Origin of the sequence: Streptomyces glaucescens, assembly GCF_002154375.1 — a bacterium.
In the GTDB taxonomy this organism is placed as follows: domain Bacteria; phylum Actinomycetota; class Actinomycetes; order Streptomycetales; family Streptomycetaceae; genus Streptomyces; species Streptomyces glaucescens.
Genome location: NZ_MUND01000023.1, coordinates 14,140 through 30,138 on the forward strand (window position 1 = coordinate 14,140; position 15,999 = coordinate 30,138).

Annotated in this window: 14 protein-coding genes and 1 pseudogene; 2 read left to right on the forward strand and 13 right to left on the reverse strand. The window is 72.9% G+C overall.

Going from position 1 to position 15,999, the window contains the following annotated elements:
• From CCN42_RS44095 to CCN42_RS01820, 13 genes and pseudogenes are all read right to left on the reverse strand, one after another.
• A pseudogene (locus tag CCN42_RS44095) lies at positions 1–913 on the reverse strand (squalene--hopene cyclase); the annotation flags it as partial.
• 116 nt (positions 914–1,029) lie between these two features.
• Positions 1,030–2,094 (reverse strand): polyprenyl synthetase family protein, encoded by a 1,065-nt coding sequence (locus tag CCN42_RS01770; protein WP_169731386.1) that lies wholly within the window; start codon positions 2,092–2,094, stop codon positions 1,030–1,032.
• A 71-nt stretch (positions 2,095–2,165) separates the two neighbouring features.
• A complete protein-coding gene (gene hpnE / locus CCN42_RS01775) occupies positions 2,166–3,593 on the reverse strand; it encodes a hydroxysqualene dehydroxylase HpnE (RefSeq protein WP_086732745.1) in 1,428 nt (475 codons plus the stop codon).
• A complete protein-coding gene (locus CCN42_RS46015; RefSeq protein ID WP_422641172.1) occupies positions 3,590–4,150 on the reverse strand; it encodes a DUF6380 family protein in 561 nt (186 codons plus the stop codon). The genes hpnE and CCN42_RS46015 overlap by 4 nt, the downstream gene beginning before the upstream one ends.
• The gene (gene hpnD / locus CCN42_RS01780) at positions 4,150–5,100 is read right to left on the reverse strand and encodes a presqualene diphosphate synthase HpnD (RefSeq protein WP_086732746.1); all 951 of its coding nucleotides are present in this window, start codon (positions 5,098–5,100) and stop codon (positions 4,150–4,152) included. The genes CCN42_RS46015 and hpnD overlap by 1 nt, the downstream gene beginning before the upstream one ends.
• Positions 5,097–5,999 carry a squalene synthase HpnC gene (hpnC, locus tag CCN42_RS01785; protein ID WP_086732754.1) on the reverse strand — a complete coding sequence of 301 codons (903 nt, stop codon included), beginning with the start codon at positions 5,997–5,999 and terminating at the stop codon, positions 5,097–5,099. The genes hpnD and hpnC overlap by 4 nt, the downstream gene beginning before the upstream one ends.
• Positions 6,000–6,358: 359 nt before the next feature.
• On the reverse strand, positions 6,359–7,135 hold the full coding sequence (locus CCN42_RS01790; RefSeq protein ID WP_086171852.1) for an ABC transporter ATP-binding protein: 777 nt from the start codon (positions 7,133–7,135) through the stop codon (positions 6,359–6,361).
• The gene (locus tag CCN42_RS01795; RefSeq protein WP_086732747.1) at positions 7,128–8,057 is read right to left on the reverse strand and encodes an ABC transporter permease; all 930 of its coding nucleotides are present in this window, start codon (positions 8,055–8,057) and stop codon (positions 7,128–7,130) included. Before CCN42_RS01795 ends, CCN42_RS01790 begins: the two co-directional genes overlap by 8 nt.
• 85 nt (positions 8,058–8,142) lie before the next feature.
• Entirely contained in the window at positions 8,143–9,015 is an 873-nt protein-coding gene (locus CCN42_RS01800; protein WP_086732755.1) for a glycosyltransferase family 2 protein, read from the reverse strand.
• 26 nt (positions 9,016–9,041) lie between these two features.
• Complete coding sequence (locus CCN42_RS01805) at positions 9,042–9,821, reverse strand: CDP-alcohol phosphatidyltransferase family protein (RefSeq protein WP_078958078.1); 780 nt, start codon at positions 9,819–9,821, stop codon at positions 9,042–9,044.
• A complete protein-coding gene (locus tag CCN42_RS01810; RefSeq protein ID WP_086171850.1) occupies positions 9,799–10,860 on the reverse strand; it encodes an iron-containing alcohol dehydrogenase family protein in 1,062 nt (353 codons plus the stop codon). The genes CCN42_RS01805 and CCN42_RS01810 overlap by 23 nt, the downstream gene beginning before the upstream one ends.
• Positions 10,848–11,600 (reverse strand): phosphocholine cytidylyltransferase family protein, encoded by a 753-nt coding sequence (locus CCN42_RS01815; protein ID WP_086732748.1) that lies wholly within the window; start codon positions 11,598–11,600, stop codon positions 10,848–10,850. Before CCN42_RS01815 ends, CCN42_RS01810 begins: the two co-directional genes overlap by 13 nt.
• Positions 11,597–13,414, reverse strand: a complete 1,818-nt coding sequence (locus CCN42_RS01820; protein WP_086732749.1) for a DUF5941 domain-containing protein — start codon at positions 13,412–13,414, stop codon at positions 11,597–11,599. Before CCN42_RS01820 ends, CCN42_RS01815 begins: the two co-directional genes overlap by 4 nt.
• Positions 13,415–13,910: 496 nt before the next feature.
• On the opposite strand from CCN42_RS01820, the gene galE reads away from it, so the two are divergent.
• Both galE and CCN42_RS01830 read left to right on the forward strand, forming a co-directional pair.
• Entirely contained in the window at positions 13,911–14,882 is a 972-nt protein-coding gene (gene galE / locus CCN42_RS01825) for a UDP-glucose 4-epimerase GalE (protein WP_086732750.1), read from the forward strand.
• A gap of 163 nt (positions 14,883–15,045) precedes the next feature.
• Positions 15,046–15,984, forward strand: a complete 939-nt coding sequence (locus CCN42_RS01830; protein WP_086732751.1) for a cation diffusion facilitator family transporter — start codon at positions 15,046–15,048, stop codon at positions 15,982–15,984.
• The last annotated feature ends 15 nt before the right edge of the window (positions 15,985–15,999 follow it).

Here is a 15,999-nt window from a genome sequence, read left to right on the forward strand (position 1 = left end):
GGTCGTAGCCGAGCAGGTGCAGCGCGATGATCGAGTACACGGCCGGCGGCTGGATGCCGCCCCAGCAGCCGTCGTTCTCCTGGCGCTCGATGATCCAGCGGGCCGCGGCGTTCATCGCCGCCCGGCGCAGCCGTTTCGGCACCGCCTTGCGCAGGGCGTGCAGCCCCTTGTCGAGCCGCTGGAAGGCGCCGTCCCAACTGGCCACCGGGGCCAGGGGCTGCGGCGGGTTGGGGTGCGCCGGGTCGGTGTGCAGCTCGTCCAGCGGGAAGGGCGCGGGGCGGACCGGGCGCTTCGCGGAGACGATGGTCAGCGGGACGATGGTCTGCCGGGCCCAGCAGCCGAAGTCGTAGATGTTGAGCGGCATCCAGGACGGGAACCAGATGAGTTCCGGGGGCAGTTCGGGCAGGTCCTCCCACTTCCACCAGCCGAACAGGGCCAGCCAGATCCGGGTGAAGACCCGGGCTGCGGCGATCCCGCCCCGGGTGCGGATCCACGCGGCGGCCTTCGCCATGTGCGGCGCGTCCGGGGCGTCCCCGGCCAGGCGCAGGGCGACGTACGCCTCGATGGTGGCGGAGAGTTCGCCGGGGCCGCCGTGGAAGGTGGCCCAGGTGCCGTCCTCGCGCTGCTCGCCCCTGATGAACAGGGCGGCGGCCCGGGTGGTCCGCTCGTCGCGGATGCCCAGGAACTGGCGGAGCAGCAGGTCCTCGGCGTCCATGGTGACGTTGGTCTCCAGGTCGCCCTTCCACCAGCCCTCCGGGTCCTGCCGGGAGAGCAGGAAGTCGGTGGCGCGCAAGGTGGCGCGGACGGCGGCTTCGTGGACCCCGGCCGCCGCGGGGGTGTAGGTGTCGGTTTCGCTGGCCGCGGCTGCGCGGGGCGGCGGGGCCCCGGTGCTTCCGTCGGTCGTCGCTGTCATGGCTTCCCCTTCCTGCAGTCCTGCGAGTGCTGTCTGCTCTGGGTCCGCCGTCGGCCGGTGCGCGTTCCCTCGCACACCGGCCGGCGACTACGCGAGGGCTATTCGGCCGATAGTGATCATCTCTTTCGTACGACGACGAAGTCGGCGAGCGCGGTGAACTGGGCCCGCACCCGGTCGGGCATGTCCACGGCGTCGAGGGCTTCGATGGCGATGGTGTGCTGACGGCGCGCCTCTTCGGCGGTCCACTCACGGCCGCCCGCCTCCTCGATGAGGGCCGCGCGGGCGGCGAACTCCTCCTCGGAGAAGGTGGCGAAGTCACTGCTCCTGGCGTCGGCGGCGAGGATGTCGCCGAGCCGCTCGGAGGCGCTGCCGCCCGCCGCGAGGGCGGCCACCACCGGCAGCGACTTCTTGCGCTGGCGCAGATCGCTCCAGGTCTGCTTGCCGGTGGCCTCCGGGTCGCCCCAGATGCCGAGCAGGTCGTCCACGGCCTGGAAGGCGAGGCCGAGGTGGTAGCCGTACCGCTCCAGGGCGTCGGCGGTACGGTCGTCCGCGCCGCCGAGCACCGCGCCGATGGAGCTGGCGCAGGCGAGCAGGGCGCCGGTCTTGTTGCCCTCCATCTCCAGGCACTCCTCGACGCTGACCCGGTCGCGGTGCTCGTAGGAGATGTCCTGCGCCTGGCCGTCGATGAGGGCGCGGGAGGCGGTGGTGAGCCGGCGGGTGGCGCGGCCCGCGTCGACGGTGCCCAGTTCCAGGAGCACCTCGTTGGCGAGGGCGAACAGGGCGTCGCCGACCAGGATCGCCTGGGCGGGACCGTGCACCTTCCAGACGGTGTCGCGGTGCCGGCGCTGTTCGTCGCCGTCCATCAGGTCGTCGTGCAGCAGGGAGAAGTTGTGGACCAGCTCGACGGCGACGGCGCCGGGCACGCCGGTCTCCGGGGCTGCGCCGGTGACCTCGGCGGACAGCACGGCCAGCGCGGGGCGCACGGCCTTGCCGCCGTCGCCGGAAGCGGGGTTGCCCTGGGCGTCGATCCAGCCGAAGTGGTAGGCGGCAACCGTGTCCATCGGAGGCGCCAGGCGGTCGACGGCCGCCCGCAGTACCGGGGTGGCCAGGGTCCGGCCGCGCTCCAGGAGCGCGGTCACGTCCACCGCGGTCTCGCGAGCGGCCGTCGAGGCCGGGGGCACAGGGGGCACAGTCTCTCCTCTTGTTGCGGTACCGGGGGTGCGGGGACCTGCCGCGCCGCGCTGCCGGGGCATCAGGCCGCCTCCTCGACGTCGAAGAGATGGCGGGGGCGGGGCCGGCCCAGGGCGCGCAGCGCGGCGTCGGCCGCGCTGATGCCACTGCGAACCGCACTCTCCATGGTCGCGGGCCACCCGGTGGCGGTCCACGCTCCGGCCAGGCAGAGGCCGGGTGCCTTGGTGCGGGCGCCGGGCCGCAGTCGCCCGACGCCGGGGGTGGGAGCGAAGGTCGCGGTGCGCTCCCGGGTGACGAAGAAGTCCCTCACTTCGGCGTCCCGGGTGCGCGGCAGCAGTCGCTCCAGCTCGGGCAGGTACCGCGCGCGCAGCTCGGCCACCGGGGCGTCGATCTCGTCCTGGGCGGCCGACTGCGACAGCGCCAGGTACTGGCCGTCCGTCAGCCCGGACGCCTCGGTGCGGTCGAAGACCCACTGCACCGGGGAGCCGAGCGCGGTCAGGAACGGGGTGTTCAGCACCTTGCGGTCGTAGACGACGTGGACGTTGAGGATCGGCGCGGTGCCGATCCGCAGCAGCCGCTCGGGCGCGTCGAGCGCGCCCTCCGGGAGCAGGTCGTGGGTCTCGCGCTGCGGTACGGCGAGCACCACGGCGTCCGTCCCGATGTGCTCGCCGGGCAGGTGGACGCTCCACCGCCCGTCTCCGTTCCGGGAGACGGAGGTGACGCGGGAACGCAGCACGGTGCGGACGCCCGCGGCGTCGAGCGCCCGGCGGGCCAGCCGGTCGTGCAGGTCGCCCAGCGGCACCCGGGCCCAGCCGATGTCGGCCGCACCCGGCTCGGACAGCAGCCCGGTCTTGAACACCATCGCGGCGAGCCCCAGGGAGCTGTCGCCCGCGACCGCGTTGAGGGTGGCGACGCCGACCAGGTCCCACAGGGCCTCGACGGCCCGTGCCGACTGACCGTGCGCGGTCAGCCAGCTGCCGAAGTCCTGCTCGTCCAGGGCCGGATCGGCGAGGTCGAGCCCCTTGAGCGCGAGCGCGGCCCGGCCGACCCTCGCCCGCTCGGCGAGCGAGAGGTGCGGATACGTCGCGAGGCTGCGCCCCAGGTGCAGCGGGACGGGCAGCGCGTCGCGCCGCAGCCGGCCGAGCCGCCGGCCCTCCGGCTTGGCGAGGTCGAGCACGGGCACGTCGAGACGGTCCTGCAGCGGCGCCAGCGCCGCGCCGTCGATCCGGTCCAGGAACCACCGGTAGGCGGTGCAGCAGCGCAGGTAGACGTGCTGGCCGTTGTCGACGGTCAGCTCACCGCGCCGGAAGGAGAAGGCGAGGCCGCCGAGGCGGGGCCGGCCCTCGAGCAGGGTGACCCGGACGCCCGCGTCGGCGAGCGCCAGCGCGGCGGTGACCCCGGCGAGGCCGCCGCCGACCACCACCGCCTCCCGGCCGTGCCCCGTGGGAACGTCGGTCGTCACGTGTCCGCTCCTCGCGCCGTCGGTCATCGTGCACCCTCCCCCGGGCGTGCGCCGCGCCGCGGGACGAGGCCGGGCCGGGCCACTGCCGACAGGGACGCGGCCGTGCGCCGGAGGGTTGCCCGCGCGTTCCCTCCGGGGGTGGGGCCGGAGGGGGAACCGGAGGTGCCGTCGGTGGCATCGCCGCCCACGGCGCCGGTGACTCCCCCGGCCCGGCCGCGAACGCCCCGCACGGACCCGCCACCGGGACCGCCCGGCCGGGCGGCACCGGCACAGGCACAGGCAGAGGCACAGGCACAGGCACAGGCACCATCGCACCGGTCGCTGAACCGCCCGCCGAGGGCGCGCGGATGCGCGCCGGCCCGAGGACCACCGGCGGCGCGAGCGGGCCGGCCGGCGGCACCGCGACCCGGCCGTCCGCCGACGGCGGCGCCACGCCTGCCGACGGCAGCACCGAACGGCCCGGCGGCGCCCCCACGGTGCTCGCCCGCCAAGGCGTGGGGCGCGCCGCCGGCGGCACGTTCGCTGCGGCCGTCGGCGGCGCCGGCGTGTGCGCCGGTGGTCTCGTCCGGTCCGGGGCTCGGCATCAGACGCGCCTCCTGACGGTGCGTCGGCTGACGTGGCGGGTGTCCAGGCCGGACAGTCCGCGCACGGCGACGTAGGCCTTCTCCCGGCCGGGCAGGGAGACCCGGCCGCGCAGCACGGCCTCGGGGTCGCGCTCGATGCGGTCCAGCAGCCGGCGGTAGATGCCCGCCATGGCGGCGACACAGGCGCCGCTGCGCCGGTCGAGCATGGGGAGCAGCTGGTAGCCCTCGGCGAACAGGGCGCGGGCCCGGCGCACCTCGAAGTGGACGAGGCCCGCGAAGTCGGAGCCGTGCGGCGGGGTCGGCCCGGCGAATCCGGCCGAGCAGCCGAACTTGGCGAGGTCGTCGGAGGGCAGGTAGGTGCGCCCGCCCTCGGCGTCCTCACGGACGTCGCGCAGGATGTTGGTGAGCTGGAGGGCCAGCCCGAGGGTGTCGGCGTACTCGGGGGCACGCGCGGCGTCACGCGCTCCCGGTTCGGTGCCGAACACGCCGAGGGAGAGGCGCCCGATGGCGCCCGCCACGCACCGGCAGTAGCGCTTGAGGTCGTCCCAGGTCTCGTAGGTCTCGCCGCGGACGTCCATGAGAACGCCGTCGATCAGCTCGTCCAGGCCGTCGAGCGGGATGGGGAAGGTGCGGGCGGCGTGGGCGAGGGCGACGCCGACCGGGTCGGTGTCGTCCTCGTCGAGCGCGTCCTCGCGGATCCGGGTGAGCAGCGCCCGGGTGTCGTCCAGCCGGGCGGCCTTCACCTCGCCGGTGAGCGCGCCGTCACCGATGTCGTCGACGCGCCGGGAGAAGGCGTACAGCGCGGACATCGCCCGGCGCTTGGGCGTCGGCAGCAGCCGGATGCCGTAGGCGAAGTTGCGGGCCTGCTGTCCGGTGACGGCCTCGCAGTAACGGTAGGCGGCGAGTACCGGTGCTGACACGTGCGGTTCCGACTCCACGGTCCGGATCACCCCTCTCCTCGCAGAGTCACGCCCACCTCGCGCAGCAACCGGAGCTTGCCGGGCTTGGGCGGGCCGGGAAGTACGTCGTGGCCGGCGGCGGCGATGGCGTCGACGGCCGCCCTTCCCCCCGCCACGAACCCCGCGAGCAGCAGCCTGAGTCTGCCGTGCACGCTGCCCACGAGGGGGGCGCCCGCATTCAGCAGATCGCGGGCGCGTTGCGCTTCGTACGCGACCAGCGCGCGCACCGACGCGCCCGCCGAGGGGGCGGCGAGATCCGCCTCCTGGACACGGAAGCGCTTCATGTCCTCGGCGGGCAGGTAGATCCGGTCGCGGCGCAGGTCCTCGGCGACGTCCTGGAGGTGTTCCACGATCTGCAGTGCCGTGCACACGGCGTCGGAGAGGCGGATCCGCTCGGGGGTGGCGGTGCCGGTGACGGCGAGCACCAGCCGGCCCACGGGGTTGGCGGACAGCTCGCAGTAGGCGAGCAGGTCGTCGTAGGTCTCGTACCGGCCGACCAGCTGGTCCTGGCGGTTGGCGGCGATCAGGCCGAGGAACGGCTCGGGGGTGAGAGAGCGGCGGCGGACGGTCGGCTGGAGCCTGCGCAGCAGGGGGTGGCGGGGCACGCCGTCGAAGACGCGGCGCAGGTCGGCCTCGAAGGCGTCGAGCAGGAGCAGCCGGTCCTCGGCCTCGCGCGCGGACACGCCGAGCAGACGGGCGTCGGCGCCGCCCGGGGCGAGGTCGCCGTCGCCGATGTCGTCGACGAGGCGGGCGAAGCCGTAGACGGCCATCAGGTCGGTGCGCCAGGCGCGGGGCAGGAAGAAGGGGGCCACCGGGAAGTTCTCGGACGCGGCTTTGTCGAGCGTGGCGCGCTCCGGGTCGTCCCGGTGCGCCGTGTGGGTTCCCGTCACCGTGTACTGCCTCGGGCGGGGACGGCGCATGCTGCGGGGAGCCGGGGGGTTTCCGTAGCCATTGCCGTCACATCTCCCGTTCTACACTGCCGACCCAATTCACACTATTTCGGACACGCCGCCCGGCGTTCGCACGGCCGTTCCGGTGGAGGGTGCCGCGCATTATCGCCACACTTGCCGCGATTCGGCACCGGTACAGCTTACGTTGTACAACGCAGGGGGGTCCGTGGGGGTGTCCCACGCATCACAAGAACACACCGATTGGCCCCAAGATTCCTACGTCTGACCGGAGTTGACGTTTCCTTCGCAGACGCCGGGCCCCGCCGGAGCAGTTCCGGCAGGGCCCTGGGCGGAACGGGTCACTTGCCCGCGAACTTCTCGTACTCCTTCAGGACCTCGTCGGTCGGGCCGTCCATGCGCAGCTCGCCGCGCTCCAGCCACAGGACGCGGTTGCAGGTGTCGCGGATGGACTTGTTGTTGTGGCTGACCAGGAACACCGTGCCGGCCTGCTTGCGCAGCTCGCGGATGCGGGCCTCGGAACGCTTCTGGAAGGAGCGGTCGCCGGTGGCCAGCGCCTCGTCGATCATGAGGACGTCGTGGTCCTTGGCCGCGGCGATGGAGAACCGCAGCCGGGCCGCCATGCCGGAGGAGTAGGTGCGCATCGGCAGGGTGATGAAGTCGCCCTTCTCGTTGATGCCGGAGAAGTCGACGATCTCCTGGTAGCGCTCCCTGATCTCCTCGCGGGACATGCCCATGGCGAGTCCGCCCAATATGACGTTGCGCTCGCCGGTCAGGTCGTTCATCAGCGCAGCGTTGACCCCGAGCAGCGAGGGCTGGCCGTCGGTGTAGACCCTGCCCTGCTCGGCGGGCAGCAGCCCGGCGATGGCCCGCAGCAGGGTGGACTTCCCGGAGCCGTTGGAGCCGATCAGGCCGATGGCCTCGCCCCGGTAGGCGACGAAGGAGACGCCGCGCACGGCGTGCACCTTGCGCACACCCCGCTGCGCGTCGCCGGAGCCCCGCTTCACGATGCGGCTCAGGGCGGCGGTGGCGCTGCCCTTGCCGGTCCTGGCGCCGTTGACGCGGTAGACGATGTGCAGATCGTCCGCGATCACGGTGGGAACGCGTGCCTCAGCCACGGCCGTACCTCTCCTCCGCCTTCCAGAAGTACACGAAGCCGCCGACGGCGACGAGCACCGCCCAGCCCGCCGCGACCGCCCAGACGTGCGGGGGCAGGTTCTCGGAGCCGTAGCCGTCGATCAGTGCGAAGCGCATCAGGTCCATGTAGATGGCGGCCGGGTTCCACTGGAGCACGTCGGCGATCCAGGCCGGCTTGTCCTGGAGCATGATCGGGATGGAGAACATCACCCCGGAGGCGTACATCCAGGTGCGCATGACGAACGGCATCAGCTGGGCGAGGTCCGGGGTCTTCGCGCCCAGCCGCGCCACCACCAGGGCGAGCCCGGTGTTGAACAGGAACTGCAGCACCAGCACCGGCACGATCAGCAGCCAGGACAGATCCGGGTAGCTGCCGAAGGCGCAGGCCACCGCGACCAGCACGATCATCGAGAACAGCAGCTGCTGGAGCTGCTGGAGCGCGAAGGAGACCGGGAGGGAGGCCCGCGGGAAGTGCAGGGCGCGCACCAGGCCGAGGTTCCCGGAGATCGCGCGGACGCCGGCCATCACCGAGGACTGGGTGAAGGTGAAGACGAAGACTCCGGTGACCAGGAACGGGATGTACACGTCCTTGGTCATGCCGCGGCCCGCGTTGAGGATCAGCCCGAAGATCAGGTAGTAGACGAGCGCGTTGAGCAGCGGAGTGGCGACCTGCCAGAGCTGGCCGAGCTTCGCCTGGCTGTACTGGGCGGTCAGCTTGGCCTGGGAGAAGGCGACGATGAAGTGACGTCGTCCCCAGAGCCGGCGGACGTACTCGGCGAGCGAGGGCCGGGCGCCGCTCACGGTCAGGCCGTACTTCGCGGCGAGCTCGGCCGCCGTCAGATGCTCGTCGGGCGACGGAGGCTCGGTCACGGCGACTCCGCCGTCGTGCGTTGTCTCACTCACTGCGGGAAACTTTCGTCTTCGAGAAATGCGCGGCCGGTGCGGCTGGGCGGGGGCCGGTGCCCCGGACCCCGCGGGGACGAGCTTGTCAGATCACGGGGGGCCGGCCCAGCCGGGTCAGCCGCCACACCGTACGCCACCTCATGGGCCGGCGGGGGCCGCACGGCGACGTCCAGCCTTCCCGGAACCCGCCGAACCACGCCCTCAGCGCGGGCCGCGAGGGGCGGCGCGCCAGGGTGAGCAGCAGCCAGACGCCCAGATACACGGGAACGAGCAGGGCGGGCAGGTTGCGGCGAGCCAGCCAGACCCGGTTGCGGGCCACCATCCGGTGGTACACGGCGTGCCGGGAGGGGGCGGTCGTCGGGTGGTACAGCACCATGTCCGACCGATAGTCGATCATCCAGCCCGCGTCGAGGGCCCGCCAGGCGAGGTCGGTCTCCTCGTGCGCGTAGAAGAACTCGTCCGGCAGCCCGCCGACCTCGGCGAAGACCGTCGTGCGGACCGCGTTGGCGCCGCCCAGGAAGGTGGTGACCCGCGAGGAGCGCATCGGGTCCGAGGCGCGCAGCCGGGGCACGTGGCGGCGCTGGGTGACGCCCGTCTCGGGGTCGGCGATGCGGAAGCTGATGATGCCCAGCCGGTCGTCGGCGGCGAACGCCGCGCGGCACAGCTCGGCGGTGTCGGTGCGGGCGAGCAGGCCGTCGTCGTCGAGGAAGAGCAGGATGTCGACGTTGCGGCCGCCGGGCCCGAAGGCCTCGATGCCGACGTTGCGGCCGCCGGGGATGCCCAGGTTCTCGGGCACCTCGACGGTGCGTACGCCCTCGGGGAGGTCCGGGACGGGCGAGCCGTTGCCGACCACCACCACCTCGACCGGGTCGCCGTCCTGCCGGGCGACCGAGTCGATGAGCGCGCGCAGCTCCTCCGGGCGGTTGCCCATGGTGATGATCACCGCGCCGACCTTCAGGGATCTCTCCGATGTCTCCATCACGCTCACCGCAACCGGCTCGACGCGAGGATGGACACGAGGTGCAGCACCGTCTGGAGCAGTGCGATCCCGGCGAGGACGGCGGTGCCGAGCCGGGTGAAGAACAGGTCGCCGCGCGCCTGGTCGGCGATGGCGAGGACCAGGATCAGCAGGGACGCCTCGATGCCGAGGATCAGCCGGTGGAACTTCAGCGCGGCGGCGGCCCGGCGGGCCAGCGCCATGCCGGAGGAGCGCGGCTCGGCCGCGGATTCCTGCACCGGCGGCTTGCCCGCCTGGTGGCGGGCCACCCCGACGAGGTCCGTCTCGGCCTTGATCAGGATCGCGCCGAGCGCGGCCAGGGTGCCGAGGAAGGCCCAGAGCCAGTCGATCCGGCCCTCGCCCCACAGGTCGGCGGCGCGCAGCCCGAGGCCGACCAGCACGGCCGCGTCGGTCAGGTAGGCGCCGACGCGGTCGAGGTAGACCCCGCCGAGCGAGTACTGCTTCTTCCAGCGGGCGATCTCGCCGTCGACGCAGTCCAGCAGCAGATACAGCTGGACCATGATCACGCCGAGCACCGCCCCCGGGATCCCCGGCACCAGGAGTGCCGGGGCCGCGAGGACGCCGCAGACGGTCATCAGGTACGTGAGCTGGTTGGGCGTGACCCTGGTGTTCACCAGGTAGCGGTCGACCCGCAGGGACACCTCACGCATGTAGAGGCGTCCCATCCAGTGCTCACCGCTGCGCCGGTCCTTCACCCCCGGGGGGTGGACGACCGGCCGGAGTTCAGCTACCGATGGCCTTGACATAGTCGGCGTAGATGTCCTTGATCTGGTGGGTTTTCAGGTCGAGGTGTTCGAGGATCGTGTAGCGGCCGGGCCGGGTCTCCGGGGCGAACTCCACCACCCTGACGAACTCCTCGGGGGTGAAGCCGATCTCCTCCGGCAGCACCGGCAGACCGTGCCGGCGCAGGACCTCGGCCATGTACGCCGACTGCTCGTGGGCCCCGCGCAGGTACATCGCGAAGGCCGCGCCCAGTCCGCACTGCTCGCCGTGGGCCGCCGCCCGCTTCGGGAAGAGCAGGTCGAAGGCGTGGTTGATTTCGTGGCAGGCCCCGGAGGACGGGCGGGAGTCGCCCGACACCGACATGGCGATACCGCTGAGCACCAGCGCCTCGGCGAGCACCTGGAGGAAGTCGTTGTCCCCGATGCCGCCCGGGTGGCGCAGCACCGCCTCGCCGGCCTGGCGGGCCATGGCCGCCGCGAGACCGTCGATCTTCTCGCCCTTGACCCGGTTGGCCAGCTCCCAGTCCGCGATCGCGGAGACGTTGGAGACGGCGTCGCCGATCCCGGCCCGGACGTAGCGGACCGGGGCCTCGCGGATGACGTCCAGGTCGATGACGACGGCGATCGGGTTGGGCACGCCGTAGGAGCCGCGCCCGGCGTCGTTGTCGAGGGTGGCGACCGGCGAGCACAGACCGTCGTGCGCGAGGTTCGTCGGTACGGCGACCAGGGGCAGGCCGACCCGGGCCGCGGCGAACTTGGCGCAGTCGATGATCTTGCCGCCGCCGAGGCCGACGACCGCGTCGTAGTGGCCGGCCTTTATGTCGCCGGCCAGCCGGACGGCGTCGTCGAGGGTGCCGCCGCCGACCTCGTACCAGGTGGCGCCGGGCAGCTGCGGGGCGACCCGCTCGCGCAGCTTCGCGCCGGAGCCGCCGCTGACCGCGACGGCGAGCCGGCCGGAGTGCGAGATGCGCTCGTCGGCGAGGACACAGGCCAGGTCGTCGAGGGCGCCCGGCCGGATGTCGACGACCAGCGGCGAGGGGATCAGCCTGGTCAGTACCGGCACGCGATCTCCCGTCCCCGGGCGAGATCGTCGTGGTTGTCGATCTCCACCCAGTCGACCTCGCCGATCGGCGCGACGTCGATCCGGAAGCCTCGGTCGACCAGCTCCTGGTAGCCGTGCTCGTAGAACTGCTGCGGGTCGGTCTCCCAGACCGTCTTCAGCGCGTCGGCCAGCTCCGGGGCGGCGTCGCCCTCGATCAGGGTGACGCCGATGTACTCACCGGTCGCCTCGGCCGGGTCCATCAACTTGGTGATCTTCGTCATGCCCTTGACGGGGTCGACGACGACCTTCATCTCCTCCTCGGCCAGGCTCTTCACCGTGTCCAGCGCGAGGATGATCCTCTTGCCCTCGCCGCGGGCGGCGAGCAGCGTCTTCTCGACGGAGACCGGGTGGACGGTGTCGCCGTTGGCGAGGATCACGCCGTCCTTGAGGGCGTCACGGCCGCACCACAGGGAGTAGGCGTTGTTCCACTCCTCGGCCTTGTCGTTGTCGATGAGGGTCAGCTTGAGGCCGTACTTCGCCTCCAGGGCCGCCTTGCGCTCGTAGACGGCCTCCTTGCGGTAGCCGACGATGACCGCGACCTCGGTCAGGCCGATCTCGGCGAAGTTGCCGAGGGTGAGGTCGAGAACCGTGGGTTCGCCCTCTATGCCCGCGGGCCCCACCGGCACCAGCGCCTTGGGCAGGCTGTCGGTGTAGGGGCGCAGACGCCGTCCGGCGCCGGCCGCCAGCACGAGGCCGATCATGCGGGTTCTCCTTCATCGTGTACGGCGGGCGCGCCTCCCAGGTGGGAGGCCACCCAGAAGCGGATGCTCTCGACGAGCACCACCAGGGCGACGGCCACGGCCAGGACCGTGAGCGCGACCTTGAACTGCGCGGCGGTGAGCAGCGCGGCCAGAAGGGTGACGAGCAGCGTGCGCCCTTCGTGCCCCCCGATGGTCCGGGTCAGCCAGGCCGGGGGCGCGCCGGCGTTGCCGCGGATGCGGTACACCGTGTCGTAGTGATGGTAGGCGACGGCCGCCACCAGCCCGAAAGCCGCCGGAAGTGCCCCGTTCACCCCCGCGTGGGCCGCGAGCGCGAGGACCGTGCCGTACTCGGCGGCGCGGAAGAACGGCGGGACGAGCCAGTCGAGGGCGCCCTTGAGGGGGCGGGCGACGGCGAGGCCCGAGGTCAGGGCGTAGCCGACGGCGGCGACGGCCGGCCAGGTGCTGCCGGACCCGGTGAACACGGAGGTGGCGACGACGGCGGCGCCGCCGAGCAGGGCGAGCGCCGGGACGGCGAAGCCGGGCAGCCGGCGGGCGGGGTTCCTGAACGCGGCCGCGAAGCCCTCGGCGAGCGGGCCGGAGTCCGCGAGGTCGGCGAGCGCGGTGGCCGCGCGGTCGGTGCGGTTCGCCTTGCGGGTCAGCGAGCGCAGGACGCGGCCGGCCGTGGTGTAGGCGGCGGCGAACGCGCAGCCGATGAGCAGGGCGTAGAAGGTGATGCGCGGGGTGGTGAGGGCCGTCAGGACGGCGATCATCGCCCACCGCTCGCCGATCGGCAGGACGATCATGCGGCGCACCCAGACCGTCCAGCCGACGCTGTCGAGCTTGTCGGAGAGGGCGGCGGTGGGGCTGGTGTTGGCGGTGGCGTCGTGGTTGGCCTCGTTGAAGGAGAAGTCCACGACGTGCCGGCAGGTCTGCAGGACCATCGCACCGAGAGCTAGGGCCCACACGTCGTCGCCGCCGCGGGCCGCGCCGAGCGCGAGACCGGCGTAGTAGGCGTACTCCTTGGCGCGGTCGAAGGTGGCGTCGAGCCAGGCGCCGAGGGTGGAGTACTGGAGGGAGTAGCGGGCGAGCTGGCCGTCGGTGCAGTCCAGCACGAAGGAGGCGATCAGCAGGATCCCGGCCGCGACGAAGCCGCCGCGGGTGCCGGTGGCCGCGCAGCCCGCCGCGATCAGCGCGGTGATCAGCGAGGCGGTGGTGACCTGGTTGGGGGTGAGGCCCCGGCGGGCGCACCAGCGGGCGATGTACCGGGAGTACGGGCTGATGAAGAACGTGGTGAAGAAACCGTCGCGGGCCTTCACGGCCGACTTCAGACGGACCGCCTCGTCGTCCACGGCGGCCACGGCCTGGCGGGCCTCGTTGCGGGCCTGCGGGTCGCCGGGAACGGTGGCGACCAGACTGCCCAGCTCAGGGCGGTGCACGGCGGCGCCGTCGGCGTCCAGGGCGGTGACCACGCGGTCGGCCAGGCTGTCGACGGCGACGGCGGTGCCGCCGCCGGAGGAGTTCTCGCGGGCCACCGCGCGGGTCAGGGCCTGGCGGCCGGCCGGCTGGGCGGTGACGGCGCCGGGGACGGCGGCGAGCGGGAAGCGGGGGTCGGTCAGGCCGAGGCGCAGGGCGTGCAGATGGCCGACGAACCGGGCGTCGACGACCGCGACCCGCTGGTCACCGGGCACCTGGGCGAGCAGCGTCTCGGCGTCGGCGGCGTCGTCGGCGGTGCGCACCTCGAAGCCGAGGGACCGCAGATCGCCCTCGATCGACGACCCGGGGACCGGCTGACCGGTGAGGATGGCGGTCGGCAACCGAACTCACTCCCTGCGTGCCGGCGCGGTGGCGCCGGGCCTGAACATGATGGGGGCGCCCCCTTGGCTGCGCATCGGCTGCGCCAGGCGGCGGCATGTCGGCAGAGGCTATCGGATGATCGGAGACCCGTGTTCACCGCCTGTTCACGGCCCCGATACCCCGTACCTCAAGCCGCCTCGCCGTGATCATCATGGGGGCTGCGAGGGCCGGGGCACAAAACGTCCATTCCACAACGGACATATCAGACATACGGCGGTGAGGGCGCGATTCCGGAGGGTGCGCGACGCACCGGCGGGCAGCGGGCGGGCTCGGCCCGCGGGCGGACCCCGGGACCAGGGCCTGCCGTCCGGATCAGCCCGGCTCGAGGCCGGGCACCTCTGGACCCGCCCGAGCGGGGTCATGGGTCTCCCCCCTGCTCGCAGAGCCTCGGGGAGTGCCGTGCCGGACCCCCGCGACGCCGGGGTGGTCCGAACGCAGGCCTTAGGGTGGACGACCATGACGTGGCTGATCACCGGCGGTGCCGGGTACATCGGGGCCCATGTGGCGCGGGCCATGACCGGGGCCGGGGAACGAGTCGTCGCGCTGGACGACCTGTCCGCGGGCGTGCCCGCGCGGCTGCCGGCGGACGTTCCCCTGGTGCGGGGCTCCTCGCTGGACGGGGAGCTGCTGAAGCGGGTCTTCGCCGAGCACGAGGTGACCGGTGTGGTGCATCTCGCCGCGCGCAAGCAGGTCGGCGAGTCGGTGGACCGGCCGACGCGGTACTACCAGGAGAACGTCGGCGGGCTGGCGACGCTGCTGGACGCGGTCGCCGAGGCCGGGATCCGGCGGTTCCTCTTCTCCTCGTCGGCCGCCGTCTACGGCAACCCGGAGGTGAACCTCATCACCGAGGACACCCCGTGCGCCCCGGTGAACCCCTACGGCGAGACCAAGCTCGCCGGTGAGTGGCTGGTGCGCGCGGCGGGCCGGGCGCACGGCATCGCCACCGTCTGCCTGCGGTACTTCAACGTGGCGGGGGCCGCCGCCCCGGAGCTGGCCGACACCGGCGTCTTCAACGTCGTACCGATGGTCTTCGACCGGCTCACCCGCGGCGAGGCCCCGCGGATCTTCGGCGACGACTACCCCACCCCGGACGGCACCTGCGTGCGCGACTACATCCATGTCGCCGACCTCGCCGAGGCGCACCTCGCGGCGGTGAGGCGGCTGTCCGCCCAGGACGCGGCGGGCGACCTGACCGTGAACATCGGCCGGGGCGAGGGCGTCTCCGTACGCGAGCTGGTCACGCTGATCGGGGAGGTGACCGGTGACCGCCGCCCGGCGGTCGTCGAGCCGCGCCGCCCCGGGGACGCCCCGCGGGCCGTCGCCTCCGCCGAGCGGGCCACCGCCGAACTGGGCTGGACCGCCCGCCGCGGAGTACGCGAGATGGTCGAGTCGGCGTGGCGGGGCTGGCAGCTGCACCAGGGCCGCTGACCTCGGCGAGGCCCTGACCTGCGCTTCCTCCAGCACGTCGACTTCCGGCTGTTTTCGCAGGTCAGAGCATATGACAACGGTGTTCAGTGCCGCGTTGCCGGATACCCCCCACCCGTAGTTCACTGTGGTCCCGGACCGATCCGATCACAGGAGGGCGGGTTTCATGGGGGCTGGGCACGACCACGGGCACACGCACGGCGCGCCGGTCACGGGCACGGCCGCCGCGGCGTACCGCGGCCGGCTGCGGATCGCGCTGTCGATCACGCTCACCGTGATGGTGGTGGAGATCGTCGGCGGCCTGCTCGCCGACTCGCTGGCGCTGATCGCCGACGCGGCCCACATGGCCACGGACGCGCTGGGACTGGGCATGGCCCTGCTCGCCATCCACTTCGCCAACCTGCCCCCGACCGAGAAGCGCACCTTCGGCTACGCTCGCGCCGAGATCCTCGCGGCGCTCGCCAACTGCCTGCTGCTGCTCGGCGTCGGCGGGTACGTGCTGTACGAGGCGATCCAGCGGTTCGTCACCCCGGCCGGCACCGAGGGCGGGCTGACCATCGTCTTCGGCGGGATCGGCCTGGTCGCGAACATGATCTCGCTCACCCTGCTGATGCGCGGGCAGCGGGAGAGCCTGAACGTGCACGGCGCCTTCCTGGAGGTGGCGGCGGACGCGCTGGGGTCGGTCGCGGTGCTGATCTCGGCGGCGGTGATCCTGACCACCGGCTGGCAGGCCGCGGACCCGATCGCCTCGCTGGTGATCGGCCTGATGATCGTGCCGCGCACCCTGAAGCTGCTGCGCGAGACGCTGGACGTGCTGCTGGAGTCGGCGCCCAAGGGCGTCGACATGGCGGAGGTGCGGGCGCACATACTGGCGCTGGACGGGGTGGAGGACGTGCACGACCTGCACGCCTGGACGATCACCTCGGGCATGCCGGTGCTGTCCGCGCACGTCGTCGTCCGCTCCGACGTCCTGAACGCGATCGGCAACGAGAAGATGCTGCACGAGCTGCAGGGCTGTCTCGGCGACCACTTCGACGTGGAGCACTGCACCTTCCAGCTGGAGCCGAGCGGCCACGCCGAGCACGAGGCGCGGCTGTGCCACTAGGTCGTGTCCGCAAAG

Coding starts and splice junctions, on each gene's coding strand:
- hpnE (WP_086732745.1), bottom strand. CDS start 3,593: ATGACCGACGGCGCGAGGAGCGGACACGTGACGACCGACGTTCCCACG.
- CCN42_RS46015 (WP_422641172.1), bottom strand. CDS start 4,150: ATGCCGAGCCCCGGACCGGACGAGACCACCGGCGCACACGCCGGCGCC.
- CCN42_RS01805 (WP_078958078.1), bottom strand. CDS start 9,821: ATGTCAAGGCCATCGGTAGCTGAACTCCGGCCGGTCGTCCACCCCCCG.
- CCN42_RS01815 (WP_086732748.1), bottom strand. CDS start 11,600: ATGATCGGCCTCGTGCTGGCGGCCGGCGCCGGACGGCGTCTGCGCCCC.
- galE (WP_086732750.1), top strand. CDS start 13,911: ATGACGTGGCTGATCACCGGCGGTGCCGGGTACATCGGGGCCCATGTG.
- CCN42_RS01830 (WP_086732751.1), top strand. CDS start 15,046: ATGGGGGCTGGGCACGACCACGGGCACACGCACGGCGCGCCGGTCACG.